25 protein-coding genes and 5 pseudogenes are annotated in these 25,948 nt (G+C 62.4%); 11 read left to right on the top strand and 19 right to left on the bottom strand.

Annotated features, from left to right (window positions below; translation table 11 throughout):
- Positions 1-241 precede the first annotated feature (241 nt).
- Positions 242-441, top strand: a pseudogene (locus HJC00_RS13885) (FitA-like ribbon-helix-helix domain-containing protein).
- A pseudogene (locus tag HJC00_RS13880) lies at positions 438-863 on the top strand (type II toxin-antitoxin system VapC family toxin). The pseudogenes HJC00_RS13885 and HJC00_RS13880 overlap by 4 nt, the downstream one beginning before the upstream one ends.
- A gap of 48 nt (positions 864-911) precedes the next feature.
- Here HJC00_RS13880 and HJC00_RS13875 read toward each other — a convergent pair.
- Both HJC00_RS13875 and HJC00_RS13870 read right to left on the bottom strand, forming a co-directional pair.
- Positions 912-1,639 (bottom strand): annotated as a pseudogene (locus HJC00_RS13875) (esterase family protein).
- Entirely contained in the window at positions 1,636-2,595 is a 960-nt protein-coding gene (locus HJC00_RS13870) for an acetylxylan esterase (RefSeq protein ID WP_221153508.1), read from the bottom strand. The pseudogene HJC00_RS13875 and the gene HJC00_RS13870 overlap by 4 nt, the downstream one beginning before the upstream one ends.
- 109 nt (positions 2,596-2,704) lie before the next feature.
- On the opposite strand from HJC00_RS13870, the pseudogene HJC00_RS32545 reads away from it, so the two are divergent.
- Positions 2,705-2,815: pseudogene (locus tag HJC00_RS32545) on the top strand (siderophore-interacting protein); the annotation flags it as partial.
- Positions 2,816-2,912: 97 nt separating this feature from the next.
- Positions 2,913-3,245: an NUDIX hydrolase gene (locus HJC00_RS13865; protein WP_221153507.1), complete on the top strand. Its 333-nt coding sequence runs from the start codon at positions 2,913-2,915 to the stop codon at positions 3,243-3,245.
- Between the two features lie 77 nt (positions 3,246-3,322).
- On the opposite strand, the gene HJC00_RS13860 is transcribed toward HJC00_RS13865, so the two are convergent.
- The 3 genes from HJC00_RS13860 to HJC00_RS13850 all read right to left on the bottom strand — a co-directional run bounded on the left by HJC00_RS13860 (position 3,323) and on the right by HJC00_RS13850 (position 7,104).
- Entirely contained in the window at positions 3,323-3,670 is a 348-nt protein-coding gene (locus tag HJC00_RS13860; RefSeq protein WP_210630935.1) for a CAP-Gly domain protein, read from the bottom strand.
- 115 nt (positions 3,671-3,785) lie between these two features.
- Positions 3,786-5,132: an extensin family protein gene (locus HJC00_RS13855; protein WP_221164203.1), complete on the bottom strand. Its 1,347-nt coding sequence runs from the start codon at positions 5,130-5,132 to the stop codon at positions 3,786-3,788.
- Positions 5,133-5,283: 151 nt separating this feature from the next.
- Positions 5,284-7,104: a methyl-accepting chemotaxis protein gene (locus tag HJC00_RS13850; RefSeq protein WP_210630933.1), complete on the bottom strand. Its 1,821-nt coding sequence runs from the start codon at positions 7,102-7,104 to the stop codon at positions 5,284-5,286.
- A 273-nt stretch (positions 7,105-7,377) separates the two neighbouring features.
- Here HJC00_RS13850 and HJC00_RS13845 point away from each other — a divergent pair, with 273 nt between their 5' ends.
- Both HJC00_RS13845 and HJC00_RS13840 read left to right on the top strand, forming a co-directional pair.
- Entirely contained in the window at positions 7,378-7,764 is a 387-nt protein-coding gene (locus tag HJC00_RS13845; protein ID WP_064803309.1) for an acyl-CoA thioesterase, read from the top strand.
- 18 nt (positions 7,765-7,782) lie between these two features.
- A complete protein-coding gene (locus HJC00_RS13840; protein ID WP_210630932.1) occupies positions 7,783-8,370 on the top strand; it encodes a hypothetical protein in 588 nt (195 codons plus the stop codon).
- A gap of 211 nt (positions 8,371-8,581) precedes the next feature.
- Here HJC00_RS13840 and HJC00_RS13835 read toward each other — a convergent pair whose 3' ends face one another.
- From HJC00_RS13835 to HJC00_RS13820, 4 genes are all read right to left on the bottom strand, one after another.
- Complete coding sequence (locus HJC00_RS13835) at positions 8,582-9,754, bottom strand: DUF1501 domain-containing protein (RefSeq protein WP_210630931.1); 1,173 nt, start codon at positions 9,752-9,754, stop codon at positions 8,582-8,584.
- A gap of 10 nt (positions 9,755-9,764) precedes the next feature.
- A complete protein-coding gene (locus HJC00_RS13830; RefSeq protein ID WP_221164202.1) occupies positions 9,765-11,276 on the bottom strand; it encodes a DUF1800 family protein in 1,512 nt (503 codons plus the stop codon).
- 472 nt (positions 11,277-11,748) lie between these two features.
- The gene (locus HJC00_RS13825; protein WP_210630929.1) at positions 11,749-12,549 is read right to left on the bottom strand and encodes a class I SAM-dependent methyltransferase; all 801 of its coding nucleotides are present in this window, start codon (positions 12,547-12,549) and stop codon (positions 11,749-11,751) included.
- A 151-nt stretch (positions 12,550-12,700) separates the two neighbouring features.
- A complete protein-coding gene (locus HJC00_RS13820; protein WP_210630928.1) occupies positions 12,701-13,582 on the bottom strand; it encodes an NmrA/HSCARG family protein in 882 nt (293 codons plus the stop codon).
- A gap of 100 nt (positions 13,583-13,682) precedes the next feature.
- On the opposite strand from HJC00_RS13820, the gene HJC00_RS13815 reads away from it, so the two are divergent.
- Entirely contained in the window at positions 13,683-14,606 is a 924-nt protein-coding gene (locus HJC00_RS13815; protein WP_221153562.1) for a LysR family transcriptional regulator, read from the top strand.
- 30 nt (positions 14,607-14,636) lie between these two features.
- On the opposite strand, the gene HJC00_RS13810 is transcribed toward HJC00_RS13815, so the two are convergent.
- From HJC00_RS13810 to HJC00_RS13790, 5 genes are all read right to left on the bottom strand, one after another.
- The gene (locus HJC00_RS13810; RefSeq protein ID WP_221164201.1) at positions 14,637-14,891 is read right to left on the bottom strand and encodes a hypothetical protein; all 255 of its coding nucleotides are present in this window, start codon (positions 14,889-14,891) and stop codon (positions 14,637-14,639) included.
- A 48-nt stretch (positions 14,892-14,939) separates the two neighbouring features.
- Complete coding sequence (locus HJC00_RS13805) at positions 14,940-15,317, bottom strand: response regulator (protein WP_210630926.1); 378 nt, start codon at positions 15,315-15,317, stop codon at positions 14,940-14,942.
- A 139-nt stretch (positions 15,318-15,456) separates the two neighbouring features.
- Positions 15,457-16,017 carry an NADH-quinone oxidoreductase subunit B family protein gene (locus HJC00_RS13800; RefSeq protein WP_282615039.1) on the bottom strand — a complete coding sequence of 187 codons (561 nt, stop codon included), beginning with the start codon at positions 16,015-16,017 and terminating at the stop codon, positions 15,457-15,459.
- Between the two features lie 131 nt (positions 16,018-16,148).
- The gene (locus HJC00_RS13795; protein ID WP_221164200.1) at positions 16,149-16,517 is read right to left on the bottom strand and encodes a DUF4087 domain-containing protein; all 369 of its coding nucleotides are present in this window, start codon (positions 16,515-16,517) and stop codon (positions 16,149-16,151) included.
- Between the two features lie 126 nt (positions 16,518-16,643).
- Positions 16,644-17,432, bottom strand: coding sequence for a DUF899 domain-containing protein (locus HJC00_RS13790; RefSeq protein WP_210630924.1), 789 nt, complete (start codon positions 17,430-17,432; stop codon positions 16,644-16,646).
- A gap of 261 nt (positions 17,433-17,693) precedes the next feature.
- Here HJC00_RS13790 and HJC00_RS13785 point away from each other — a divergent pair, with 261 nt between their 5' ends.
- On the top strand, positions 17,694-18,464 hold the full coding sequence (locus HJC00_RS13785; RefSeq protein ID WP_221145331.1) for an adenylate/guanylate cyclase domain-containing protein: 771 nt from the start codon (positions 17,694-17,696) through the stop codon (positions 18,462-18,464).
- A 56-nt stretch (positions 18,465-18,520) separates the two neighbouring features.
- A pseudogene (locus HJC00_RS32540) lies at positions 18,521-18,711 on the top strand (DUF805 domain-containing protein); the annotation flags it as partial.
- Between the two features lie 149 nt (positions 18,712-18,860).
- On the opposite strand, the gene HJC00_RS13780 reads toward HJC00_RS32540, so the two are convergent.
- The 4 genes from HJC00_RS13780 to HJC00_RS13770 form a co-directional block, all read right to left on the bottom strand.
- Positions 18,861-19,202: a lipoprotein gene (locus HJC00_RS13780; protein WP_221164199.1), complete on the bottom strand. Its 342-nt coding sequence runs from the start codon at positions 19,200-19,202 to the stop codon at positions 18,861-18,863.
- Positions 19,203-19,536: 334 nt separating this feature from the next.
- The gene (locus HJC00_RS32535; protein WP_221153503.1) at positions 19,537-19,914 is read right to left on the bottom strand and encodes a hypothetical protein; all 378 of its coding nucleotides are present in this window, start codon (positions 19,912-19,914) and stop codon (positions 19,537-19,539) included.
- A gap of 76 nt (positions 19,915-19,990) precedes the next feature.
- The gene (locus tag HJC00_RS13775) at positions 19,991-20,380 is read right to left on the bottom strand and encodes a hypothetical protein (RefSeq protein WP_210630921.1); all 390 of its coding nucleotides are present in this window, start codon (positions 20,378-20,380) and stop codon (positions 19,991-19,993) included.
- Between the two features lie 147 nt (positions 20,381-20,527).
- Positions 20,528-20,761, bottom strand: a complete 234-nt coding sequence (locus tag HJC00_RS13770) for a DUF982 domain-containing protein (protein WP_259672267.1) — start codon at positions 20,759-20,761, stop codon at positions 20,528-20,530.
- A 328-nt stretch (positions 20,762-21,089) separates the two neighbouring features.
- Here HJC00_RS13770 and uvrB point away from each other — a divergent pair, with 328 nt between their 5' ends.
- Positions 21,090-24,101 carry an excinuclease ABC subunit UvrB gene (gene uvrB, locus HJC00_RS13765; RefSeq protein WP_221164198.1) on the top strand — a complete coding sequence of 1,004 codons (3,012 nt, stop codon included), beginning with the start codon at positions 21,090-21,092 and terminating at the stop codon, positions 24,099-24,101.
- Positions 24,102-24,408: 307 nt separating this feature from the next.
- On the opposite strand, the gene HJC00_RS13760 is transcribed toward uvrB, so the two are convergent.
- Complete coding sequence (locus HJC00_RS13760; RefSeq protein WP_221164197.1) at positions 24,409-25,101, bottom strand: hypothetical protein; 693 nt, start codon at positions 25,099-25,101, stop codon at positions 24,409-24,411.
- 396 nt (positions 25,102-25,497) lie between these two features.
- Here HJC00_RS13760 and HJC00_RS13755 point away from each other — a divergent pair, with 396 nt between their 5' ends.
- Positions 25,498-25,884, top strand: coding sequence for a GNAT family N-acetyltransferase (locus tag HJC00_RS13755; protein ID WP_210630918.1), 387 nt, complete (start codon positions 25,498-25,500; stop codon positions 25,882-25,884).
- Positions 25,885-25,948: the final 64 nt, after the last annotated feature.

Raw genomic sequence — 25,948 nt, 5'->3', positions numbered from 1 at the left:
ATCACGCCGGAAAGGCTAAATCTAGCACTGGGCGGGAATATTCCCCCGCCCAGCCAAGAAAAAAGCCCCGCCGAAGCGAGGCCCAAGTTTGATCCGCTCCCGGGAAAACAGGAGCGGCGTCGAGGTCCATATCCTGCTGCCCATCCGCCAGCGAGGCCAGATTTCACCGTAGCGGTACGCCCTGCAAACGAAATTTGAGGGATCGGCGTAGGTTTCAGCTGCGAGACTTTGCGCGCTTCGTATTCGGGCGGCCACGCATGGCCGCAGCACCGAGGCGGAAATTCGAGACATTCTTGAGACGGCCGTCCGCCCCCCGAGCGGGTGAAGCTCGGTTCGTTGCTGGCATCCATCGCTCGCGAAGCGGAGCTGACCGATGCCGAGGCGGAACTGTTCGACCAGTTGCGCGACAAGACGCCGGCAGATCCGATGAGGTTTGAATGATCCTCATCGATACCAACATGATTTCGGAACCATGGAAGCTCACGCCCGATCCGCGTGTGCTGGCGTGGATAGACGCCCAAGCTATCGAAACCCTCTATCTCTCGGCCGTCACAGTCGCTGAGCTGCGTTTCGGCATTGCGGCCATGCCCGCCGGCAAGCGCCGCACCACTCTGCATGACCGGCTGGAGGGCGACGTGCTGCCGTTGTTCGAGGGGCGCGTGCTGCCCTTCGACCTCGGCGCCGCACAAGCCTATGCCGCCCTGATGGCGTAAGCCAAGCCCGCAGGCAAAGCAAACGGCAAGGCCGACGGCTACATCGCCGCCACAGCCGCCGCACGCGGCCTCATGGTGGCCACACGCGACACCGGCCCCTTTGAAGCCGCCGGCATCCCCATGATCAATTCATGGGAGGACCGCGGCTGACATCTCCCGCAACCGGCAGAGCGAAAAAAGCGGACGGGCTCACAGGGGTCAGATGTAGAGTGGCGCCATCTTTCGCCAGGCGCCGGCGCGGTGGGCGCGGCCGTCCCAAACATGCAGTTGATGGCGGATGTTCTTCTCGCCGAGCAGCCGGCTGAGATAGCGGTTGTTGTCGAGGAAGGGATCGGCATCGCCGATGGTCAGCACGATCTCGATCTCGCGCAGCCGCTCGAGCCGCCAGTCGGCGCCGAGGCCGGGCAGAAAATGCGTCGGCGTGTGGAAATAGATGCTGTCGTCGTAGTAGCCGTCAAACAGGTCGCCGAACACGTCCACCTTCATCGTCAGGTCGTAGCGCCCAGAAAGGCGACGAGCTTACGGAAGAGATGCGGGTGGCGGAAGACAAGGCTCGCCGCCTGGAAGGCGCCGAGGCTACATCCATGCACGACGGTGCAATCATGCGGGTTTTTCGCCGCCATCAGCGGCAGCACCTCGTGGAGGATATAATCCTCCAGCGCCGCATGCCGGCGGATGCGCTCGGCCGGATGATGGTGGAAGCCGTAGAGGCTGTCGGCCGCCAGTCCCTCGATGCAGTAGAGCTGGAGATGGCCGGCGGAGAGCTTATCGGCAAGGCTTCCGACCAAGCCGAGCTGTTCATATTCGAAGAAGCGTCCTTCCCGCGTCGGAAACACCAGCACCTTGGCGCCGGCATGGCCGAACACCAAGATCTCCATCTCCCGATGCAGGCGCGGACTATACCAGCTGAGATATTCGCGGTTCATGTCACCCTGAAGAACTGTCCGATCTTATCGCGGAGAACCGCCTCTTGCTCTGCGCTTCCAGGGTAATCGAAATGACCGGCGTCCAGGATGAAGATTTCATTATATTTCCGTATCGCATTTGCGACAGCGAACTGGCAGGGCGGCGCGACGGCGGGATCGAAAAGCGCCACTGCCGTCAGCATCGGCACATCGATCCGCCGCGCCGCCGTCGCCGCATCGTAGAAGCGCAGCGTCTCCAGCACGTTTTGATGATCCGCCTGATATTCCTGCACCCCTTGCGCGCTGCCGACGCTCGGCAGCTTCAGCCGCAGCGGCTGGTGGCCGAAGCTCGGCAGCGCCAGATGGCCGCGGTCGATGCGCCCGTCATAAGCGATCGCCATTGCCCCGACGCCGCCGCCGAAGCTGATGCCGCTATAGCCGATATGGCCAAAGAGCCAAGGATAGAACGCGACAAGTGTGGAGACGGCAAGCCAGATATCCTCGACGCAGCCGCCGATGATATAGGAGTCCCGATTGTCGATATCGTGCAACACATGCCAGGACGGATTCTGAGAGATCGGCGGATGGCTGCTCAGCGACAATCCACGGCAGCAGGGAAAGATCAGCGCCGTTTCTCTGACCGGCAGATCGAAATCAGGCTGATCCCGCCCGCCGTAACCATGCCCGACGACGAGGCCGCGCTTCACCTGCCCCTCACGCGGCAGCAGCAGCCAGCCGCCGATCCTGAAATCACCGGTCGAGCGATAGACGAGATCGAGCACATGCCAATCCGGATGGCTGAGCGGGCTGCGCGAAAGCATCGGCCGCGGATCGACCGTCAGCGCCCTCCGGTACCGCGCCTCCCAGAATGAGTCGAAGCCGTCGGGCTCCTCCGGCGGCTCGACTGCAAGAAGCTCCTGAAGCCGCATGCCGTAGGTCGGATCGAAGGCAAAGGGATGTATTTTGGGAATGCTCATTCGAGCCTTGTCCCGCGAAAAGGCGGGCCATGCAAGTTTTGCCGCGTACTTACTCGGGGCGACCATCAGCATCGCCACAACACCACCGGACCGCGGCGGAAGCCCGACGACACGTACCATTCGCGCCCATCTGCTGGAGCGGGGCTACCCACTCGCCTGGATCAAGGCATCCGGCTATTGGGTACAGGGTAACGCCGATGCGACTGAGAAATTTGGTTAGGCCGGAACAGCCGACCCGGCCGCCATCCTCTCACGGGGAGACGGCCGGGAAAAAGCGCGGGCTCGCCGGCATTTGCCGACATAAAGGAGAAGACGACATGCCTGAGATCGCGATGGGCGCCCTCATCGAGAATGGAAGCGTTCTCCTCGCAAGGCGAAGTCCCGGGCGCAGGCAGCATCCGGATCGTTGGAGCCTTCCCGGCGGCCAATTTGTGACAAAGTTCGGATGGCAAGGCCAATCCGCCACATCCGCCAGGTTCCATATCTATCGCATCGATCGGTGGCGAGGCTGCCCGCGACCGATTGACGACGAACACACCAAGCTGAAATGGTTTAGCGCCGCCGAAATCAAATGCGAAACGGAGCTGGCTTTGCCTGAGCTCAGTAAAATCCTTATGAGTCTGACCATCCAGGGGAACAGCAAAGATTGAGCGCGCGATGGCGTTCTCGAGCTCAGCAGGCAAACCGGGCTGTCACTCAGCCTGAAGACGGGCTGACACAACCGCGCTCAGACCTTCTCTTTCTTTCTGGTCTTTTCTTTCGGCTCCGCCGGCGCATCCGGTGTCGGCGCCAAAAGCTTGCGCAGTGATGCGATCTTGTCCTTCATCAGCGGCCGGAAGCGCGTCGCGCGATAGGGCATATCGGCGGCACCATAGCCCTCCGGTCCGTCATCATTGCCGCGATGGATTTCCGCAAGCTTCACGCCGATGAAGGTGCCATCGACATAATGGGTATATTCGCCGACCCAGCGGATCGTATAGATCTCGCCCTTGCGGATGAGCTGGTCGATGCTGACATGCTTGAAGGTATCATTGATGCAGACGACCTTCTGGCCGACATGGAATTCATAGCTCATGGATCAGACTTTCCAATAGCAATCCGCCTCGCCGGTCCATAGCGCGTCCGGCGGCCGGGATGAACCCTTTTCTTGGGACAGGGCCTAATTGCCGCGGCTGCAGCCGCGCCCTCGCCTAGTCGCAATAGACCTTGCCGCTCTTGCGGGAGCGCAGATCGAAATGGAAGTGGTTCCAGTGTTCCGGGTTGCTGCCCGGTCCGAGCACCGTATTGAAATAGCGGCAGCTGTCGCTGCGCACCGCCTTCAAGAGCCGGCCCTCGCGATAGGAGAACAGGCCCTTCTTACGCACGTCGATCGCGTGGCCGTTCTTCAGCACGAACTTGCCGACGTCGATGGCATTGCCGCGGGCGTGTTCCGACATCGGATTATATCTCTGCCGGCTGTTGTTCATGCGGCGGCAGGAATAGCCGCCGAGCGGCTGGATCGTCCTGATGCCGCTCCAGTAGCGGTAGCGGGCCGACGGCGCCAGCTCGTTCTTCACCCACTTGGCGAAGGCAAGCGTCACCTGGCAGTTCAGCGTCACGGCCGGCTTCACGCCGATATTGCCGGAAAGCCCCTTCAACGACACCGGATAGGGCACCTGGCAGGCTGGTCCCTGCGAGATCGGCGGCTTCTCGTCGAAAAGCACATCCATACGCTTCAGTTCGCGCCGGCAGGCGAGCTCGGAAGCCGGCATGACGCTCGGGTCGACCGGCGCTGCGGGCTGGCTCATCATCGGGTTGTTCGGCCGGAGCATCGCAACTTCTTCGCTCTCGTCCTCTTCGGGAACGCGGGTCGGTTCCAAGACAGGGCTGCCGTCATTCCAGGCGGGGGCTCGGCTCATCTCAGCCTGGGCTGCCGGCTGCGGCATTGCCCGCGGCGCCGGCCGGCGCACTGGCTGATTGATCTGAGCCGGGTTGTCGGTGCCGATGCCGTCGACGACAGGTTCGCTGGCGTTGCCCTCGGCGATCTGCTGCTGTTGTTCCTGCGCCAGCCCGACGACCGGTTCGGCCCCGAGCTCCTCGTCCATGTTGACACCGCCGGACGGGACAGCAAGGTTCTGCGTGCCGCCCCAGTTGCCGTTCGGCTGGCCTGCCGCCAGCGCCTCATCGCTGTCGATCATCGGCAGCTTTCGGCTCTGGGATTCCGGCGCCGTCAGCGTCCGCGGCGCCTGCGCCGCGTGCCCGGTGCCGGCAAGGTTCGGCGTATCGAGATAATCGACCGAGCCCTGGCTGCTGCCGACCGGCCCGCCGGAAACGGGATATGAGGCTTGAGTTTCCGCAGGCGCAAGGCGCTCCGCCCGCGCCATACGCACGGCGGGCGCCATACGCGCTGCACCGCGAGACGGTGAAATCGAACTGACCCGGGTGCCGTTGTCGACATTGGCCGGTGGCACCAGCCCGTCGCTGATCGAACAAGTGGTCAGCGCCGCCGAGAGCAGAACGGGCAGGAAGGCTCGCCGCGGAAAGGAAACAAACGCCATACTCTTATCGCTTCCATGGGCCGGCCGCAGAGTGACCGAAAAAACTCGGTCCAATTTTAATTAAAAACGGTGAATGAAAACTTACCGGCACAATCTGAAGGCGGTGGAAATGAAAAAGGCCGGTCGCCCGGCCTTTGATTTCTGCTGTTTCTCACGCTGCCCGTGTGTATCGGGTCTCGGCCCGCCGCCCCGCCTCGCGCAGGCGGAAATTCGAAAGCAGCGTCTTCAGCTGCGTGCTTTCGTCGGCGAGCGTGCGGCTGGCCGCCGTCGTCTCCTCGACCATCGCAGCGTTCTGCTGCGTCATCTGGTCCATGTGATTGACGGAGCTGTTGATCTCGTTGAGGCCCGTAGACTGCTCGCGCGCCGCCGTCGCGATCGAGGCGACATGGTCGTTCACCTGGTTGACCAGTGCCTCGATCTCCAGCAGCGCGTCACCTGTCGAGCGCACCAGCGCAACCCCGCCTTCGACTTCCGCAGCCGAGCGGCTGATCAGTTCCTTGATCTCCTTGGCCGCATTGGCGGAACGCTGCGCAAGTTCGCGCACTTCCTGGGCGACGACAGCGAAGCCGCGGCCAGCCTCGCCGGCCCGCGCAGCCTCGACGCCGGCGTTCAGCGCCAGCAGATTCGTCTGGAAGGCGATCTCGTCGATGACAGAGATGATCTGGTTAATGCGGCTGGAGGATTCCTCGATCCGGCCCATCGCGGTCACGGCGTTGCGGACGATGTCGCCGGAGCGGCCGGCGCTCGCCTTGGTTTCGGCCACCATCTCGCGCGCCTCGTTCGCCCGCTCGGACGCGGTCTTGACCGTCGCGGTGATTTCGTCGAGCGCTGCCGCCGTTTCTTCGAGTGCGGCCGCCTGCTGCTCGGTGCGCTTCGACAGGTTACCGGTCGCCTCACTGATGTCGGATGCGCTGTCGTTGACTACCCGGCTTGATTCGGAAATCGCATGAATGACGCCGTTCAGCGCATCGACGGCCGCGTTGAAATCATTCCTGAGCTTGGCGTAGTCCTCACCGATGTCGCCGATTGCAACGGTGAGGTCGCCGCTTGCAAGCTTCTCCAGGCCGACGCCGAGCGCCTGCATGGCGCGGTTTTGCCGCTCGGAAGCCGAGCGCAGGCTCGCTTCGTTGCCGCGGCGCTCGTCCTCGATCTGCCGCTGCCGCTCGTCTTCGCGGCCGCGTAGCGCCCTGCGTTCGTCGACGGAGTCACGCAGCACCAGCAGCACTTTGGCCATTTGTCCCACCTCGTCGCGGCACTCGCTGCCGGCGATCTCGACGGATGCTTCCTCGGCAGCAATCGCGTTCATCGCCGTCTTCAGCCGGGCAATCGGCGCCGTTACACTGCGGACGATGGCATAGGCGATCGCAATGGTGGCGGCCGCACCAAGCAGGCAGAGCACTGCCGCCCAGATCGCATTTTGGCGATAGAGCGCCGCCAGGTCATCGGCATAGACGCCGGTGCCGACGATCCAGCCCCAGGGTTCGAAACCGGCGACATAGGAATATTTCAGCACCGGCTCATCGGCGCCCGGCTTCGGCCAGTAATAATCAACGAAGCCCTTGCCGTCCTTCTTCACCTTGTTGACGAACTCGACGAACAGGAACTTGCCGGTCGGGTCCTTCATCTGGGAGATATCGGTGCCGTTCAGTTGCGGTTTGATCGGGTGCATCACCATGGCGGGGCGCATGTCGTTGATCCAGAAATAGCCGTCGGCGCCGTAGCGCATGGCGCCGATCACGTCCTTGGCGGCCGCCTGCGCCTGCTCGCGGGTCATCGTGCCCGCCTGTTCCATCTTGTAATATTTGTCGAAGATGCCGAGCGCCGTGGCCTCCATCTTCTCCAGCCCCGCCTTCCGCTCCGCTTCCAGCTCGGAATAGGAAAAGTTCAGAAAGAAGACCATCGTCGCCGCAAGCACGGCAAGCGTGAAGCCGACGAGGCAGTAAAGACGGGTGGAAATCTTGACGTTACGCATGAGGGTTCCCGGCGATTCTTGGATATGAGACCGCTTTCATTGTGAACCACCTCAATTACTGGAGCGTAAAGTTTTATTAGAAGATAATTAAATAACGCAAGCTGAAGTGTCGGTTGTAAAATTCAACTAGCTGAAATCGATTGAGATTTCAGCTCGGTGACGGTCGCGATATTTGCACCGCCGCCTTCGCTGGCACCGAAAGGGATTGGTCGACACAACGAGTTCGCCTAACGTGGCTGCAGAATCGTAACACCCAGCCTGAGGGAACCTTCCATGACCGATGCCGCCAAGCCGAGAGGCGAACTGACGCTGCGCACGCTCGCCATGCCGGGCGATGCCAATCCGGCCGGCGATATTTTCGGCGGCTGGGTCATGGCGCAGATGGACCTTGCCTCCGGTATTCGTGCCGCCGAGCGCGCCAAGGGCCGCGTCGTCACCGCCGCCGTCAAGGAGATGGCCTTCGAACTGCCGGTCAAGATCGGCGATACGCTGTCGGTCTATACCGATATCGACCGCGTCGGGCGCACATCGATTACGCTGATCGTCGAAGCGTGGGCGCACCGCTCGCGTTATGCCAAGATGGAAAAGGTCACCGCCGCCACCTTCATCATGGTGGCGCTCGACGAAGAGGGCAAGCCCAAGCAAGTCCCCGAGGAGTGACAGGCCAGGATCGACACGATGGAAACGGTCAGCTCGCCGGAAGTCTTCCTTCATATCAAGGTGGTGATGGGCATGGTCATCAGCCTTTCGCTTGCAAGGCTGCTCACTGGCGTTGCCGGCATCGTCCAGCATCCGGCCAAGGCGAAGGTTTATCCAATTCACCTCGGCTGGGCGCTGTCGCTGTTCCTCTTCATCATCCATATCTGGTGGTGGGAATATCGCCTGCAGGCCGTGCCCGCCATCGGCTTCGGCATCTATCTCTTCCTCGTCTGCTTCTGCAGCCTGTTCTTCCTGCTCTGCGCCCTGCTCTTCCCGGCGAGCCTCGAGGAATATGGCGGCTACGAGGAATATTTCATTTCACGGCGCAAATGGTTCTTCGGCATCCTCGGCCTGATCTACGCCGTCGATATCCTCGATACGGCGATCAAAGGTCCGGAGCGTATCCTCTCGCTCGGCTGGGAATATCCCGCCCGCAATATCGTCTACATCCTGCTCTGCGCCATCGCCGCCTGGACCGCGAACCGCCGCTTCCACACCATCTTCGTCATCGCCAACCTGCTCTACCAGGTGAGCTTCATCTTCAGACTTTACGATGTGTTGGGGTGAGGAGCGATCGGGCGCGGCCCGAGCAATCGATCCAGTGAACCGATTGCAGCGACGAACGCCCTGAGCCTAAAGCGAAGGGCCGGGCAGCGGCTTGCTCCCTTGGCGAAGCACAGGCAAGAGCAGGCGGTCGCCCGACGCATCACCTCCCTCAGAGCGTCCGGCCCTGCAATTGGTTCACCGGCCGATCGATCCCGCTATGCGAAACCACCTCTCACACCTTCAAAAACTGCGACCCCCTATCAAACCCCAGCCCGGGAAATATCTTCCCCGTCAGATCATCCACGCCGACATCGAACTGCCGGTAAAGCATCGCCGCCGCCACCTCGCGCACGTCGGCGGTCGGCATCAGGTCGCGGTCGTCGAGCAGTAGCCCGTCGCCGAGCCCGGGCCAGCGGCCGAGGATACGGCCGCCGTCGATCGCGCCGCCGGCAAGTACGGCGCAGCCGCCGGTTCCGTGGTCGGTGCCGGCGGAGCCGTTCTGTCGGACGGTACGCCCGAATTCGGTCATGGCGAGTACCACCGTCTTTGACCAGATCTCCGAGCCCAGCGTCACCTTCAGCGTGTTGATCGCCTGGGCGAGATCCCCGGCCGGCCGCTTGAACTGGCCGGCCTGGCCGATATGGGTGTCCCAGCCGGTGATCGAGAAGCTGGCGATGCGGTAGTCGCCCTTCAGCATGTTGGCCGCGAGCGCCGCGACGTCGCCGATCTTTTCGCCGCGCTCGCCGTCCGGCTCGACCATCATCGCCGCGCTGTCGGCTCGCGTCGCCTCGGCAAGCGCCTGGGCGAAGGGCGGATCACCGGCATAAAGCCGCGCCAGGAACTGCATCTCGTCACGCGCCGGCGCCAGATTGGAATCCGACGCCCAGACGTCGACATTGTTCGGCCCGGAGAGGATCAGTTCCGTCGACGTGTTGACGTCGATCGCCTTGCGCGCATCCGACCGCGGGATGACGGCGAGCGCCCGGTTCAGCCAGCCAGTCTTTTCCTCGGCGACATGTTCGCCGCCAGACTCAAGCATGTCCTGCCCGTCGAAATGGCTGCGCTGGTCGCGATAGGGCGTCGACACCGCATGGACGAAGGCGAGTTCTCGGCTCTTCCAGAGCGGCATCAGGTCGGCGGCGGCGGGATTGAGGCCGAAATGCCCATCAAGATCGAGAAGTCCGCTGTCCGGCGTCAGCGCCAGGGTCGGCCTGAGCGCAGCAAAGCCGGCATCGCCGTAAGGCTGCACCAGGTCGAGTCCGTCCATTGCGCCGCGCAGGACGATGGTGACGAAACGATTATCGCCCGGCATCGCCGCAAAGGTGACCGGCGTGAAGAGGGGGGCGGCGGCAATACAGCAGGCCGATGTCAGAAAGCCGCGGCGGGAAAGCAAAATCCGGTTCATTGAGAGCCTCCTATCGGCGGTTGAATTCCGGCGATGCCAGCACCAGCGTCAAACCGCTGATCTTGTTCGGCGCCTGCGATACCACGCGGATCGTCTCGTCGCGGGCGGCATCGGCAAGCGTCGATCTCAGGAACTCGCGCGGATCCTCGTCGCGGCCGAACTGCGCCGCGGCCCGCCTTGCCCAGGCCAGGCGCTCGGCGAGCTGGCTGCCGCTGATCCAGGCGGAAAAGCCTTCCTCGAAACCGGCAGGGCTCGGCGGCAGCCAGGTCGTCTGGCCCATGCGCTTCAGCGCCCCCTGCCCCAACGCCCGCGCCGCCCGAAAGGCCTTGAGCCGCTTGTCCCTCGCCTCTCCGGCGGGGTCCGTCGTCACTGGCGCTCCCGCCATGCCGGGCGTATTGGCAGCCATATCGCCCTCATCCGTTCCCTGCTGATTGGCTGCCAGGAAGCTGCCGACGACGCCGTTGACCGGCCCCGCATTCAGCGCCCTCAGGCCGGCAACGATAAAATCGAATGGCTGACGCGCCTTGGCGCCCTCGTTTTGCCAGGCGGCCGGATGGTCGAGCATGGCGGTGTAGACGGCGGTGAGATCGCCATCTGTCTTTCTCCAAGCCGCCGCCATGTCAGAGACCATCCCCTCGTCTGGCTGGTCGGAGACGAAATGCACCGCGAGCTTGTGGCTGATATGCGCCGCCGTCTTCGGATGGACCGAGAGGTCATCGAGCATGTCGAGATAATCTTCGCGCGAGCGCCGGCGCCCGCCATAACTGACGCCGAGCACCTCATGCGTGCCGGGCTCCGAAATGGTCGGCCGAAAGGCGATATCCATCTCCTTGCGGTCGATGGTGAGGCCCGTCAGCACCATGGCCGCGGCGGTAACATCCGCCTGGGTATAGCCGCTGCCGGCCCCGAGCGTGTGCAGTTCCAGGAGTTCGCGTCCGAGATTTTCGTTCAGCCCCTTGTTGCGCTTGACGCCGCCCGCCGAATCCGGCCCGAGCGAATCCGCCTGGTCGAGGTAGATCAGCATGGCGGGATGAGCGGTGGCGCTGCGCAGGAGATTGCCGAACCTGCCCGAAATGAACGGCCGGATTGCCTCGGCCTCGTAGAGCGGCACGATAAGGCGCATCGGCAGGCTCTTGTTGGCGCTGGTGGAGAAATGATCGGTCCAGAAGGTCGAAAGCCGCTCGTAAAAGCCGTAGGGCGACAGCACCGCCTGCATCAGCCGCAGGTTTGCATCGTGCTGGAATTGTTGCTGCGCCTGGCGCTGCACAGCCTTGCGCATCTCGCGCCGCGTCGGATCGTCGGTGACCGTCTTGGCATCTTCGCGGATCTGCTTCAGCTGCGCCTGCAGGCTGAGGATCGCCCGGTGACGCATATCGGGGCCGCCGAGCGGAAAATCCGGCGTTGCCGCCGCGCCTTTGGACAATTGCCCGATCAGCTCGTCCTTGCTTTGCGGCGCCACCTCGCCCGGCCGGAAACCATAACCGAAACGGATCGCCGCCATCGTCGGGAAAGAGAGGCTCATGCCCGATCACCTCCTGATCACTTGATGGTGACAGGCTGACAGCCGATTGCGACGGGAATCTGTAGGAAATGCGGCGATATCACGACATGGACGATTTGTAATCTACTGAAAACGCTCAGGTTTCATGCGCGGAAAATGAAGGATGCTCCGATGTACTGCCGTAGGCGGCTTCAGTTTCAACCCGCCGACGGCTCTGGCATTTCATTCAGCGAGCACTTTCGAACGCGGCTCCCGCCAACGCCCCTCACGATGAGGCTCTCTCGGGCCTTTGGCGGCATCCTCCAGCTTTCCTCGTGCTGAGGTGTGCGGCCCGAGGGCGGAACTCGAAGCACGCGCCTCAACCTTGCTTTTTGCAACTTTTCGCCGCCGCAACACCCGCCTCGTCCTTCGAGGCACCTGCGGATGAGGCTCTTGAGCGCTGGCGCATGCCCTTGCGCCTCTTCATCGTAACAGACGCATCCGCCCGACCGTCTCAAGCCACCCTGCCCCGGCACGCCCACGCCACCGAAGCAAACGATCGCGGCCCATCCGGCTCGCCGGCCTCATAGGCGGCCCGAATGGCGGCGTCGACGGCCTTTTTCTTGTCCGGCTCGAGCCCCGCAACGTACCTGCCGAGCGGCCCTTCGCCGGCCGCGATCGGCTGCCAATAATCGTCGAAGGAAAGATAATCCATCCGCACCAGGAGCGAGGTTTCTTCGACATCGGAAAGGCCTTGCGCGATGAAGGTCTGTTTCATTTCCCCCGGCCGCATCATCGGCTGGAAACAATATCGGCGGCGCAGCGGCAGCGCGTCCTCGTCGAGCATGACGGCCGTATCCCACAGCATTCGCATATTCGACATACCGCCGTAATGGTCCCAGACGGCGGCGGCGACCACGCCGCCGGGGCGGACGACGCGGGCCATCTCGGCCACCGCCTTGCCGGCCTCCGGCACGAAATGCAGCATCAGCAGCGACATCGCCCTGTCGAAACAGCCGTCCTCGAAAGGCAAGGAGCAGGCATCCGCCTGTTGGATCGATATGCGTGGATCGGTATTGGCCCGTTTCGCCGCCTCGACGAAGACAGGAGAATAATCGATGGCGGCGATCTCCCGCAGGCCTGGCGTTTGCGCAAGCGTAAACGCCAGGCTGCCGGTGCCGCAGCCGACGTCGAGCACGCGATCGCCATCCGCCAGCCCGGCAAAATCGATGAGCATCGGCGCCAGCTTCCGGCTCCAGCGGCCCATCAGCCGCTCGTACCCATCCGCACTTTCGACATGAAAACTCGACGGCATGAAAGCCTCCTCCCCCAAGGACGATGGCTGATTATGAACGCGCCATCGGCGGCCGCAAGCGGATAATCGCTGTCGGTCCGCCGGACCTCCTTCTCCCGCATCCTCGGCCCTGCGCCGAGGATCTGCCACCCGTCAACCGCCGTGGAGCGCGTCAGCCGCCAGCTTTATCCAGAACGCTCCAATCAAACCCGCGTGCCCAATCGGCATAACGGTGCCAGCCGACATCAGGAAAATCGCGGCGAAGGAAGGCGATGTCGGCGTCGTAGCCGGTGCGATCGAACCATTCGTACATCCGCGCCGCATCCTCGCTCTGCTGCCGCATCGCGGCAATCGGCAATTCCTGATAGCCGATCGGGCGGCCGAGCACTTCCGATAGGATCTTCACCTGCTCCTCGCCGGACAATTCGTCGCCGGCGATGTCGAAACGCCTGCCGAACACCCGTTCGCGCCGTTCGGCCAAGGCCGCGACGAAGGCGCCGATATCGGCAAGGCAGATCTGCTGCAGCACGCGCCCGGACGGCAGGGCCGCGGCGTAGACGCCCTGGCGCAGCCCGTCGAGAGCCCAGGGCGCCACGGTGTTTTCCATGAAGGCGACGGGCGCGCTGATCGTGTAGGGAACGCCGAGCCCGGCAATATGCTGCTCGACCAGAAACTTGCTGTCGAAATGCGGAATGCCGGTCTTTCTATCGGCGTCAGCGACGGAGGAATAAATCAAGTGCCCGATACCGGCAGCCTTCGCCGCATTCGCGGCGGTGATGCCCTGGCGGGTTTCCGCATCCGTCCCCGCCTCGTAGCTATTGCCCATCAGGAACATCGTATCCACGCCGCTCGCAGCCTGCGTCACCGACCCGGCATCGTCGAGATCACCGGCGACAACTTCGACTCCCGCCGCGGCCAGGCGGCTGGCGCTGTCGCTCTCCGGATTCCGGCAGATCGCCCTGACGCGGTGGCCCCGCGCCAGCAATGCGCGTGCGACCGCGCCGCCCTGCTGTCCGGTCGCGCCCGTTACCAGTACACTTCTTTCCTTGCTCATGTCTCTGCTCCTTGTGGTTGGCGATGAGCCAGAGGTAAGGCTTGCCGCATTGAACCATAATAGCCTAAGAATGAGAAACATCGTGCCACTGGTGAATACAATGCTCGATCTCAACGATATCGTCGTCTTCGCCCGCGTGGTCGAGGCCGGCAGCTTCACCGCCGCCGCCCGCCTGCTTGCCATGCCAAAGACGACGGTCAGCCGTCGTATCGCCGCGCTCGAGCGCGAGTTCGGTGTACGGCTCCTGCAGCGGACCACCCGCAGCCTCAGGCTGACGGATGCGGGACGCCTCTATTACGAGGAGAGCAGTGAGGCGCTTCGCACCCTCGAGCAGGCGAACCTTCGGCTGGCCGAGGCGCGGACCGAGCCCGCCGGCACGATCCGGATCTCCGCGCCCGTCGGCTTCAGCGGTCATTTCCTCTCCGCCACCATGTTCGATTTCCTGGCGACTTACCCGAAAACCAGGGTGGAGTTGCACCTGTCCGACGACCGGCTCAACCTCATCGAGAACGGCATCGACCTCGCCTTCCGCACCGGCATTATGGAGGATTCGACGCTGATCGCCCGCAAGCTCGGCTCGACCTACCGGATTCTCTGTGCCAGCCCCGACTATCTCGCGCGCTGCGGCGCACCGGATCGGCCGGCGGACCTCGCCAGCCACGATTGCGTCATCGCCGGTCCGTCGGCGGCCAATGCGCACTGGGTGCTGGAGGGCGCGGACATTCGGGAAACCGTAGCGGTATCGGGACGCTTCGCCGCCAACGAGATGCAGGCGGTCATGGCCGCCGCGATCGCCGGCTACGGCATCGCGCAACTGCCGCACGGCGCCGCCGCAGCCTGTATTGCCGACGGCCGTTTGCAACGCGTCCTCGACGGCTACACGACCCCAGCCGGCGGCCTGCATGTCGTCTATCCCAGCAGTCAGCACCTGTCGCCGCTGGTCAAGGCATTCGTCCAATTGGCAATCGATCGGCTCAACGTCGGCTATGGCGCATTGAATGCGCCGGCGATCATATCGCAATAAGCCCTGGCCTCGGTGAAAATGCTGCCTGTTTTACCGCCAGAGGAAATCCGGCCCGGTCGTCTGCGAGGTCAGCTTGAGCGTTCCGTCCGGCTGAACGACATAGGTCTCGAAGACCCGGTAGCCGAAGGCGCCGAGAAAAGTGTGCTGGACCACCGTTCCCGGACGATAAGATGAACGCACTAGTTTTCCGCCATAGGTGAGACTATCCGGAAGAGGCTGCGGTCCGCCGGCGGTGCTGGCGCACGCGGTAAGGGCGAAGAAAACGACAAAGAGCGCGTGCTTCATCCTGGCCTCCCGGTGATAATGGTAACGGAAGAATACAACTTTGCTCACTCAGAAAACAGCGTTTCTGCCTTCGTAGTCTCTGCGCAACGCCTGCGCCCTCGCCAGTGCGCCGGTGATCCTCTCGTCGGTGAAAGGTTTGGCGATCACATCGAGCGCGCCCTCAATGCCGTTTCCGACGCTTTCCGGACTGCCGGTCACGAAGATAACGTCGACGCCGTAGCGGTCGATCAGCCGGCGTGCGAGCTGCGCGCCGCTGACCCCGTCGGCGAGACTGAGATCGACGAGTGCGAGATCGCTTTTCGGAGCATAAGCGAGAGCCTGCTCAATGGTCGAAACCGGCCCGACCGTCTGGTGCCCGGCATCCTGCGCGATACGTTCGAGTTCCAGGGCAATAAAACCCTCGTCTTCAACGATCATGACTTTCATGGATCATCCTCCTCCCATGGCAGGCTCGCCGGTGGATACATCCCCGGTCACCGTCCTAACGCAACTCCCGCTCGAAAGTTTCCGCAGCGAAGGATGGGCGTGCGGAAAATGGTAAGCAATCCCGTAAGGCCATCGCGAGCTACCGCTCGGTGCTGCCGTTGCGCCGGATCTTCCGCTGCAGGAGCAGGATGCCGTAGAGCAACGCTTCGGCCGTCGGCGGGCAGCCGGGAACATAGATGTCGACCGGCACCACCCGGTCGCAGCCGCGCACGACGGAGTAGGAATAATGGTAATAGCCGCCGCCATTGGCGCAGGAGCCCATGGAGATGACATAGCGCGGTTCCGGCATCTGGTCATAAACCTTGCGCAGCGCCGGCGCCATCTTGTTGCACAGCGTACCTGCCACGATCATCAGGTCCGACTGCCTTGGGCTTGCGCGCGGGGCGACGCCGAAGCGCTCGATATCGTAGCGCGGCATGGACATCTGCATCATCTCGATGGCGCCGCAGGCAAGACCGAAGGTCATCCACATCAGTGAGCCGGTGCGCGCCCAGGTGATGAGTTCGTCGGTGCTGGTAACGAGAAAACCCTTGTCGGCAAGCTCGGCATTGATCTTTCCCATCATCGGGTCGCCCTGCCGCTGTTCACCGGGAAACCGGAAATTGCCTGGAGTCGGGTGCGGTTGCGTAAAGGGCGGCACCGTCTTCTCCTCTGAGCCGACCTCCAACGAAGCGGAGACGCCAAAGTTTCTGCCGCACCCGCCCCGGTACAATAGCGAACATTTGCTTCCTATGTTTTTCGGAAGTCCGACGCCGGCACCGGCAGCCGGGATCACTGATCCTTATCGAGGAACCCGCGGATCGCGGCGTCGTTGCGGCATCGCGAGAGCGGCAATTGCCGCACGGAGTGAATACGGGTGATCCCCTCCTCACCGTCCGTGTCAACATCCATGCAGGCGCAGGCATAACCATGCGCGGCATAGGTGTAGACAAATTCGCCGGCCGTCAGGTCGGGGATCTTGTCCATTCCCTCGGCCGCCTTGTAGCCGCTGCCATTGTCCATGATGGTCCAGCCGCCGCCGGCGTCCATGAGCAACCATTTGGCCATCGAGGGATTCTCCAGCCAGCCGCAGCGGCGTTCGGCATGCGCCGCGGCGGGCGCGAGAAGCACCATTAGAACAAGCGCATGCAATCTGGTCATCGGCCCCTCCAAGTCACCTCCCACTATGCATGGTCGGTGCCCGGCAAGGCAACTGGGGTTTTCCAATTGGCCTGGGACGACCTCCATCGGTGTCATCCACCCGCCCTTGCCCTTCGAGGCTCCGGCCTATGATTTCGCCTTTGCTGCTTCCTCCCTGAACGCCGCCTCGCCGGCATCTGACACTTCAACCCATTTCTTGTCTGGCTCGGCGTCGGCAACGTAACTGTCGTGCCAGTTCCACCATTTGTAGGTCGGGGTCTGTGGATAGCCCGCAGGCGAATCCTCCCAGACTTCCTGGCGCCCGAGCGGCGTGATGTCGAGATAATTCCAGGTGCCGCCCATCTGCTCATCGCCGCGATTGTTGACGAAATAGGTGCGGAAGATGCGCTCGCCGTCACGGTAGAAGACATTGGTGCCGTGCCACTCGTCGACGCCGAAATCCTTGTCGAAGTCGTCGGTGATCGTCACCCACGGCACCGTCCAGCCCATCCGTTCCTTCAGGCGCTCTATGTCGGCCTGCGGCGCGCGCGAGGCGAAGACCAGCGTCGTGTCGCGGGCGTTGAGATGAGCGACATGGGCGACCTGATCGGCCACCATCGAGCAGCCGCGGCAGGCATGCTCGGGCCAGCCGAAGACGCCGGGCTCGTAAAAGGCGCGGTAGACGATGAGCTGGTGCCGGCCCTCGAACAGGTCAAGCAGGCTGATCCTGCCCCGCGGTCCTTCGAAAGCATATTGCTTTTCGACGGCCATCCACGGCATGCGCCGCCGCTCGGCGGCAAGCGCGTCACGGGCACGCGTATGCGCCTTTTCCTTCACGAGAAGCAGCCTGTGAGCCGCCTCCCAGTCCTCCTGCGACACGACGGGCGGCCTCCGCATGGCCTGTCCGCCCTTTCCATTCTGAACTGTTGCAGTCATCGCTTCAATCTCCTCTTTGGGGCGAGTTCCCGCGCCTCCTGTCCGAAAGCCGGTGCATCGCGATTGGTCGCAGATAGTTTCGCATCGGGCATCGAACAGTGGGAGTAACAACTGTGTCTGTTATCCCACGGCCAACGCAGTTGGTCCGTAGGCCAACGCAATGGCTCCGCCCGCGGCCGACGATACCTCCTCAACCAACACAACAGTTGCCAAAACCCACATGTTGACGGAAGCTTCACCAAGGCCATTGGATCACGTGACATGACGACAGAAACCACCTTCACGGAGCAGGCACGGCATGGCAGCGCCAGGATCTGCCGGGGCTGCTGGGATCAGATGCATATGCCGATCCCGATCGGCGGCCCGCTCGCGCTTCCCTTTCGCGCCTTCGGCATTACCCGCAGCAAGATGAATCCCGATATCTGCACGATTTGCGAGCGCTCCTTCCAATATGTGAAGAAGCAGCGCCAGATCACCGTCGACGCCACCATCCTGTTTGCCGATATCAGGGGCTTTACCGATCTTTCCGAGCGTATAGAGGCAGTGCGCTTGAGCGAAATCGTCAGCCTGTTCCAGGATCGCTGCGCCCAGGCGATCTGGGCGCATGACGGCATCGTCAACAAGCAAATGGGCGACGGCCTGATGGCGATCTTCAATTTCCCGATCATCCGCAAGGATCACGCCAGCGCCGCGATCAGCGCCGCCCAGGAGATCCAGCGCAACTGCGCCGCGGCGTTGAGCGGGCTGGCACTCAACGCCCTGTCCGGCCGCACCTTGGGCGTCGGCGTCGGCATCCATTCCGGCGAGGTCCAGATCGGCGAATTCTCGAGCTTCCGCAGCGATTTCACTGCGATCGGCGGCGTTGTCAACCAGGCCGCAAGGCTCGAATCCCAAGCGGCAGCCGGCGAGATCCTGATCTCGGCCGAAACGGCCGCGAAGGCTCCCGAATTCGCGGCAGACGCCGAAACGCGCATGCTGGCGCTGAAGGGCATCGAGCAGCCCGTGCAGGCACGCGTTCTGGTCAAGCGTTGAGCGACGGCGATTGCGGTCTTCTCAAAGCATCATCCCGCCGCCAACATGGGAGCTGCAGCCGGATCTCGTCGCCGGTCAAGTTTCTTCCGTCGATCGCCATGGCCGCCCGACGCCTTCACGACACATCAACCGAAGCGGGTGGTGGCAGCTTCTTGGACTATTAGTTCCCATTGGATCGGCTGTCGCGCTCGTATGGTACTGCAGGGCGTCGACAGCAGATGCTTCCAGGGAGGCCGTCTTCGCTTGAGCAAGGTGTGAGGATGGCCCTCGCGGGTTAGGTGTTGCCTTCGTGGCACGGCCTATCCGCTGAGCGCATTGCGGGATGCGCAGTCCGCTTCCAAGTATCACCGACCGTAAACCGGTGCCTGCCTTCTTAGTGGTCCTGACGAACCACTATCAGCCGGGCAGCTTGCAGCCCTTGCTCATGCCGGCGGACTGTATAGCCGAGACCTTGCCTTTGGATGCTGCAATTTCGCCTTCCTTGTCTCCGCCAGCGACACTGCCGATCGGAACGCCGACGAGGAAGACACCGAAAGCATCGCCATTCGCCGCGCTGATCTGCTGCTTCGACAGGTAATCGAGCTTCGCCTTCTCTTTCCTCAATTCCGCGGCGAGCGCCCCGCAACTGAGGTTCGTATAGGCCGCCATCGGAATATCGACCTGAACGATGGCGTCAGGACGCTTGGCGCAGCCGGCCAGCGCCGCGGCAGCCGCGAATGCAATGAAAATTTTTCTCATGAAGAATCCCCAATTCCCGCATCAGCTGTAACATTGCTGCGCGCATCGCGGGAGGGGACACCCCCTTCAACCACAGAACTTTTATTTGTCAGGCATGCATTCAGTTGCCGCACGATGGGCTGCCGCGCGCCCTGTGCGTTGAAAAGGGACGGCCGCCGCCGCACGGCCGTTAGCGTGCGGCTCGCGCCTGGAGCTCATCTCCTACCCGCCCCTCGACCATTCGATGGGTTCGACACGTTCGACGACCTTCCTCGATGGGCGCTGGCGTAAGGGATCTCTGGTTCCGAGGATCCCGGAAGGGACCGGCGAGGCTGGCAGATGCCCCGGCTCCTCCTCAGTACTTCATTTTCCGCAGTTCCGGAAAATCATAGTACCGCAGCCGCCTATCGTGGCAACGAAGTTCGTTTTTTTTCACGCCCACGATCATGTTATGTTTTAAAGTAAACCCGATGTAAGACCAGTCTGGATTGCTACGCTCCGTGGTCCGCGTACAGTAGGCGTAGGTCTGCTCTTGAGGTTTTAGCGGAACGACGCTGGAAATCTCAGCCCGCAGAAAGTTTCCCGGTTCTATGACGCCGCGGAGAGCGTCAACATTCTCGTGTCGAACGGCACTGGAGGGTGGACGCTGCGAGTCCGCAACGGATTGAGGCAGAGCGGTTTGGCAGCCGGTCAGCGCCAGCAGAGCCGCGCTCGCAAGTATTCTCATTTTCATTTGAATTCTCTGTATCAAAGTTGATGGGGTCATGGCTGCAGACGGCAATGACCCGTCCGAAGCCCTTTGCCCTCTGTCAGGTCTTCATGCCGGTCAGCTCAGGAAACGGGTAGTAGTGAAGCCGCTTATCCTTGCAACGATAGTCATTCGCAGTTGCGCCGAGGATTTGGCCATCCGTGAAGGAGACGCCGAGGTAGGCCCAGTCGCCCCAGCTGCGCTTGGGCACGACCCGCACACAGTAGGCATAGATCTTTTTCTCGGGCTCAAGCAGCACCACACTGGAAATCCGCGCCCAAACCACTTCGCCCGCTTCGTGTCTATAACTCCTCTTGAATACAATATTGATGAAGTTCTGCCGGACGTCACTGGAGGGAGCACGTTGGGAATCCGCAACGGATTGCGATACGGGGGCGTTGCAGCCGGCCAACATCAGCAGGGCAGCGCAAGCAAGGACTTTTATTCTCATTCAGGTGAATCTCCAAAGAATCGGATCGTGATAAACCCTGCGTATTCCTACAAACATCGCGGGAATAATATTTGCAATACACAAAAAAACAGTATTTGACGCTGCGCGTTGATCGCGCACCGTGTAAATTTGATTGCGTCGCTCTATTTATACAGGTGGGTTTGAAACGGAACTTGTGGTCCCATTCCCATCCTCATCATTGATCGCCACGCCAGCCTCCAGCGCTGCAAGGATGAAAGCCTGCCGCACCGTTTCCGCCGGCATTCGGCCGGCAAGCCAGGCGCGGCAGAAATCGATCGCCCTCTGCTGATGGACGCCGCCATTGATCGGCCAGTCGGAGACGAGTGCGTAAAGCGCATCCTGCGGTGAGCGGAGAACCAGCCGTTCGCCGGTATCAAGTTCGATCGAGATCGGTTTTTTCCAGAAGGCGGAATGGTCGCTAATGGCAGTCGCACCTGCAGCTGAATTGACAGGGAACTAACTGCCGAGGGCCGATACCGGTTCCAGTGCGGGCGAGAGGATGGCAACGGTGCCCGCCCAAGAGAGCCCATCCTACGGCGCCCCTCCGGGGCCTCGAAGGACGAGGCGGGTGCTCCCGCGGTCAGCCACAAGCCGGGGGATTGTTGAGCCAATCCGAACGATTCATTCGTTTCCCTTTTGTACTCTTTCCCCTCTTCCATTTCGCGCTGACTCTCTCCATATTCGCGCCATGGCCAGATCTCCGAAAAAATCTTCGCCCTCGAATGGTTTCGAGGAAGCCCCGCAATCGTCCTTTGAGGGCGCGCCCCTCTCCGGCTCCGTCGCCGATTGGGTGAAACAGCTGGAGGCGGACGCCGAAGCGTCCGGCGTCGAAAGCCAGCGCGAAATCGCCTCGAAAGCCGGCAAGCACCGCAAGAAGGTGGAGAATGAGGCGCGCAAGCATTCGGAAGCCGTCAGCGTCAACAAGAACGCGACGGTGAGCAAGACTGCGCGCGGCGTCTCGATCGGTGGTTCCTCCGATCCGAAGACCCGCGCCGCCGCCGGCCTGAACCCGGTGGCGGGTCTCGACATTTCGCTCGAGGATGCCGGCAGCATCTCGCCTGGCGGCGTCACCGCCACTGTCGAGGCGCTGTCTAAGCTGATCGAGAGCGGCAATCCGCTGCACAAGAACGGCAAGATCTGGACGCCGCACCGCCCTGCCCGCCCGGACAAATCCGAGGGCGGCATCACCATCCGCATGGACTCCGAATACAAGCCGGCCGGCGACCAGCCGACGGCAATCCGCGATCTCGTCGAAGGCCTGCAGAGCGGCGAGCGTAGCCAGGTGCTGCTCGGCGTCACCGGCTCGGGCAAGACCTTCACCATGGCCAAGGTGATCGAGGAGACACAGCGCCCGGCTGTCATCCTGGCGCCGAACAAGACGCTGGCCGCCCAGCTCTATTCCGAGTTCAAGAACTTCTTCCCCGACAATGCGGTGGAATATTTCGTTTCCTACTACGATTATTACCAGCCGGAAGCCTATGTGCCGCGCTCCGACACCTATATCGAGAAGGAAAGCTCGATCAACGAGCAGATCGATCGCATGCGCCACTCGGCGACGCGCTCGCTGCTCGAACGCGACGACTGCATCATTGTCGCCTCGGTCTCCTGCATTTATGGTATTGGTTCGGTCGAGACCTATACCGCGATGACCTTCCAGATGAATGTCGGCGATCGGCTGGACCAGCGCCAGCTGCTGGCCGATCTCGTCGCCCAGCAATACAAGCGTCGCGACATGGATTTCACCCGCGGCAGTTTTCGCGTGCGCGGTGACACCATTGAGATCTTCCCCGCCCACTTGGAAGACGCGGCCTGGCGCATAAGCATGTTCGGCGACGAGATCGACGCCATCACCGAGTTCGACCCGCTGACCGGCCAGAAGACCGGCGACCTGAAATCGGTGAAGATCTACGCCAATTCGCACTATGTCACGCCGCGCCCGACGCTGAACGGCGCCATCAAGGCGATAAAGGAGGAACTGCGGCTGCGCCTCGCCGAGCTTGAAAAGGCCGGCCGCCTGCTGGAGGCCCAGCGCCTGGAGCAGCGCACCCGCTACGATATCGAGATGCTGGAAGCCACCGGCTCCTGCCAGGGCATCGAGAACTATTCGCGCTACCTCACCGGTCGCGATCCCGGCGATCCACCGCCGACGCTGTTCGAATACATCCCCGACAATGCCATCGTCTTCATCGACGAAAGCCATGTCACCGTGCCGCAGATCGGCGGCATGTATCGCGGCGACTTCCGCCGCAAGGCGACGCTGGCCGAATACGGCTTCCGCCTGCCTTCCTGCATGGACAACCGGCCGCTGCGCTTCGAGGAATGGGACGCCATGCGCCCCGACACGATCGCCGTTTCGGCCACCCCCGGCGCCTGGGAGATGGAACAGTCCGGCGGCGTCTTCGCCGAACAGGTCATCCGCCCCACAGGCCTGATCGATCCGCCGGTCGAGGTCCGCTCGGCGCGCACCCAGGTCGACGACGTGCTCGGCGAAATTCGCGAGACCGCGGCCAAGGGCTACCGCACGCTCTGCACCGTGCTGACCAAGCGCATGGCCGAGGACCTGACCGAATATCTGCACGAGCAGGGCGTGCGCGTGCGCTACATGCACTCCGACATCGACACGCTGGAGCGTATCGAGATCATCCGCGATCTCCGCCTCGGCGCTTTCGACGTGCTGGTCGGCATCAACCTTTTGCGCGAAGGCCTCGACATCCCCGAATGCGGCTTCGTCGCCATCCTCGACGCCGACAAGGAAGGCTTCCTGCGCTCCGAGACCTCGCTGATTCAGACCATTGGTCGTGCGGCGCGTAACGTCGACGGCAAGGTCATCCTCTATGCCGACAACGTCACCGGCTCCATGCAGCGCGCCATGGATGAAACCGCCCGCCGCCGCGAAAAGCAGATGGCCTATAACCTCGAAAACGGCATCACGCCGGAATCGGTCAAGGCGAAGATCTCCGACATCCTCGACAGCGTCTACGAACGCGACCATGTCCGCGCCGACATCTCGGGCGTCTCGGGCAAGGGCTTCGCCGACGGCGGCAACCTCGTCGGCAGCAACCTCCAGGCCCATCTCAACGCGCTCGAAAAGAGCATGCGCGACGCCGCCGCCGACCTCGACTTCGAAAAAGCCGCCCGCCTCCGCGACGAAATCAAACGCCTCAAGGCCGTGGAACTCGCCGCGATGGACGACCCGATGGCGAGGGAAGAAGCCCGCAACCAGGAAGGCGGCAAAAGGAACGGAAAAGCCAACCGCGAGTCCCTTCTCCCCACCGGGGAGAAGGTGCCCGGCAGGGCGGATGAGGGGGCCACACCCTCCTACTTCTCCAAACCCACGCTCGACGACATGGGCCCCGGCACCGACACGGCCACCCCGCTGTTCCGCAAGCCCGACCTCGACGAAATGGGCCGCCACGTCGCCACCCCCGCCGGCGATGGCAAGAGCCTCTTCCGCCGCAACACCCTCGACGAAATGACCGTCGGCCGCACGGAAAAACCGGTGACCGGCCATGTGCCTGACAAGCCCGACGTCGCCAAGGGCACGAAGCGGTTTTCACCGTTGCCGGAAGGTCAGCCGGAACGCGACGACAGTGTCAGGCCGGTAGTGCGCGGCCGGGTCGGCGCTGGGAGCTATGAGGAGCCAGGCGAGCAGAAGCGCAAGGGGCGCACGAAGGGGAAGACTGGGCGGCCAGGGCGGTAATGAATCCGACTCTTTTGGTGCAGTAAAGTACCGAGCCGGTCTCGAGCCCGCAAAACAAAGCCTTGCCTGAATGAGCATCGGCCTACAGCAATGGAATGATACGGAAAAATTCTCATCCTTATCGCGACGAATCTCTTTAACGGGGAACTTTCCCCCGGCGCTCCAAATAACGCGCTCGGGTATCGCATTACTCGAGGAAATATCTCTCTGATGCAAGACTATTGGGATGACGGAGGAGCAGTAGTCGCCCTCGCCCGACCTGGAGAGAGCCAACTAGTCTACCCAAGTACCGCCTCCATCCTCACCTCTACACAATTCTCGCCTCCCCCTTCGCCAAGGCAAAATAAATCCGCTCTACCCGGCAGGCCGCACTCCTGGCGCTCGCCTCGTACCCCGCAGCCGGCCAGCCGGGGCGCGGGCTGCCGTCGGCTGATATCAGCCAGTACCAGCGCTCGTCGGAGCCGGTGAAATCGATCTTGAAGATCCGCCCCATGCAGGTTTCGCCGTCAAAGCCGATGAAATCGTCGCCCGGCTTTTCCTTCCAGGCGTGGCGCCATTTGCCCCTCGGTCTCTCGCCGCTGACGATCACCTCCCAGTCCTTCCAGCCGTTATAATTCGATCGCGCCGTCAGAGAGCCGTCATAGTGCTTCTGGTCGAACGTCATGCAGCCTTCCAGGAAAACAGCGACGGACTCGCAGACGGTTCTCCACCCATCGTCGTCGCGGGATGTCAGCCTGTAGGCGAGATCATCGGGCACATTGCCCAGTGCCAGGGCGATGGCGAAGACCACGCCTTCCCTGGTCGCCGGTCGGCCGTTCGCCTTGATATCGAGATAGGTGCAGAGGAATTCGGCTACCTCGTCTGCGATCGCATCGATGACACCAGGCTGCCGGCGCTTGCCGATCTCATAGCCGCCGAAATCCCGGATCCGGCGCTGCGTCTGCCTGCGAAGGGCATTGTTGAGGAATGACCGTAACAGCGTTCCGGCATCGTCTGGCATGCGTTGTCCTTCTCCTCGTGTCTTGCCGCATGGTTTCGTGAATGGCTCCCGCCCGAGCCGGTGAAATCAAAGCAATTCCGGACGCAAAACCGCCACGGCCTTTGCCTGACTTGCCCTAGATCAACGTCGGCTCCGGATCGTCCTCGACTTCCTCGATGATCTCGAGCCCGTCATTCCTCGGGGAGCCGGGGCATCGGCCGATCTTCCACATCGTCATCAGCTCGGTCGGGAAAGATCTCAGATGTTCTTATTATGTTCCGGAACAGTATCCGGTCAACAAAGCGTCAGTTGTGCGCTGCTGGAATACGCTTCGCGTCCGGCAGATCGGTTGCGAAGCGGGCGAAATTGTCGGATAACAGCCCCGGCAACTGAAGCGATGAGCGAACGGGAGCAGCCATGCCAGACCTGCGCATCGACCCTTTTCCCCCGCCCGCCGAACTCACCAGCCTCTGGTCCGCAGCCTGGAACACGCCGGAAGCACCTGACTTCTCCCGCATCCTGCCTCGCAGCCTCGCTCACATTGGCGCCTATCACGATGACAGGCTCGTCGGCTTCGTCAATGTCGCCTGGGATGGCGGCATTCATGCCTTTATCCTTGATACCTGCGTTCACCCGGGCATGCGCCGGCAAGGCATTGCGACGCGGCTGGTCAGAGAAGCGACAACGATTGCCCGCGAGCGAGGCGCCGAATGGCTGCACGTCGATTTCGAACCGCACCTCGCCTCCTTCTATCGCAACTGCGAATTCAGGCCGACAGAGGCAGGCCTCATCAAGCTGGCCTGACATGCCGCCCTCCTTCGGTCTGCAAGGCCGGCTGTCACGTCGCGGCATCTCAGAAAATGCCGCT

Source organism: Rhizobium sp. NLR22b, assembly GCF_019685295.1.
Taxonomy (GTDB): domain Bacteria; phylum Pseudomonadota; class Alphaproteobacteria; order Rhizobiales; family Rhizobiaceae; genus Rhizobium.
Note: the sequence above shows the minus strand (reverse complement) of the source record. Positions and strands in the feature narration are given on the sequence as shown.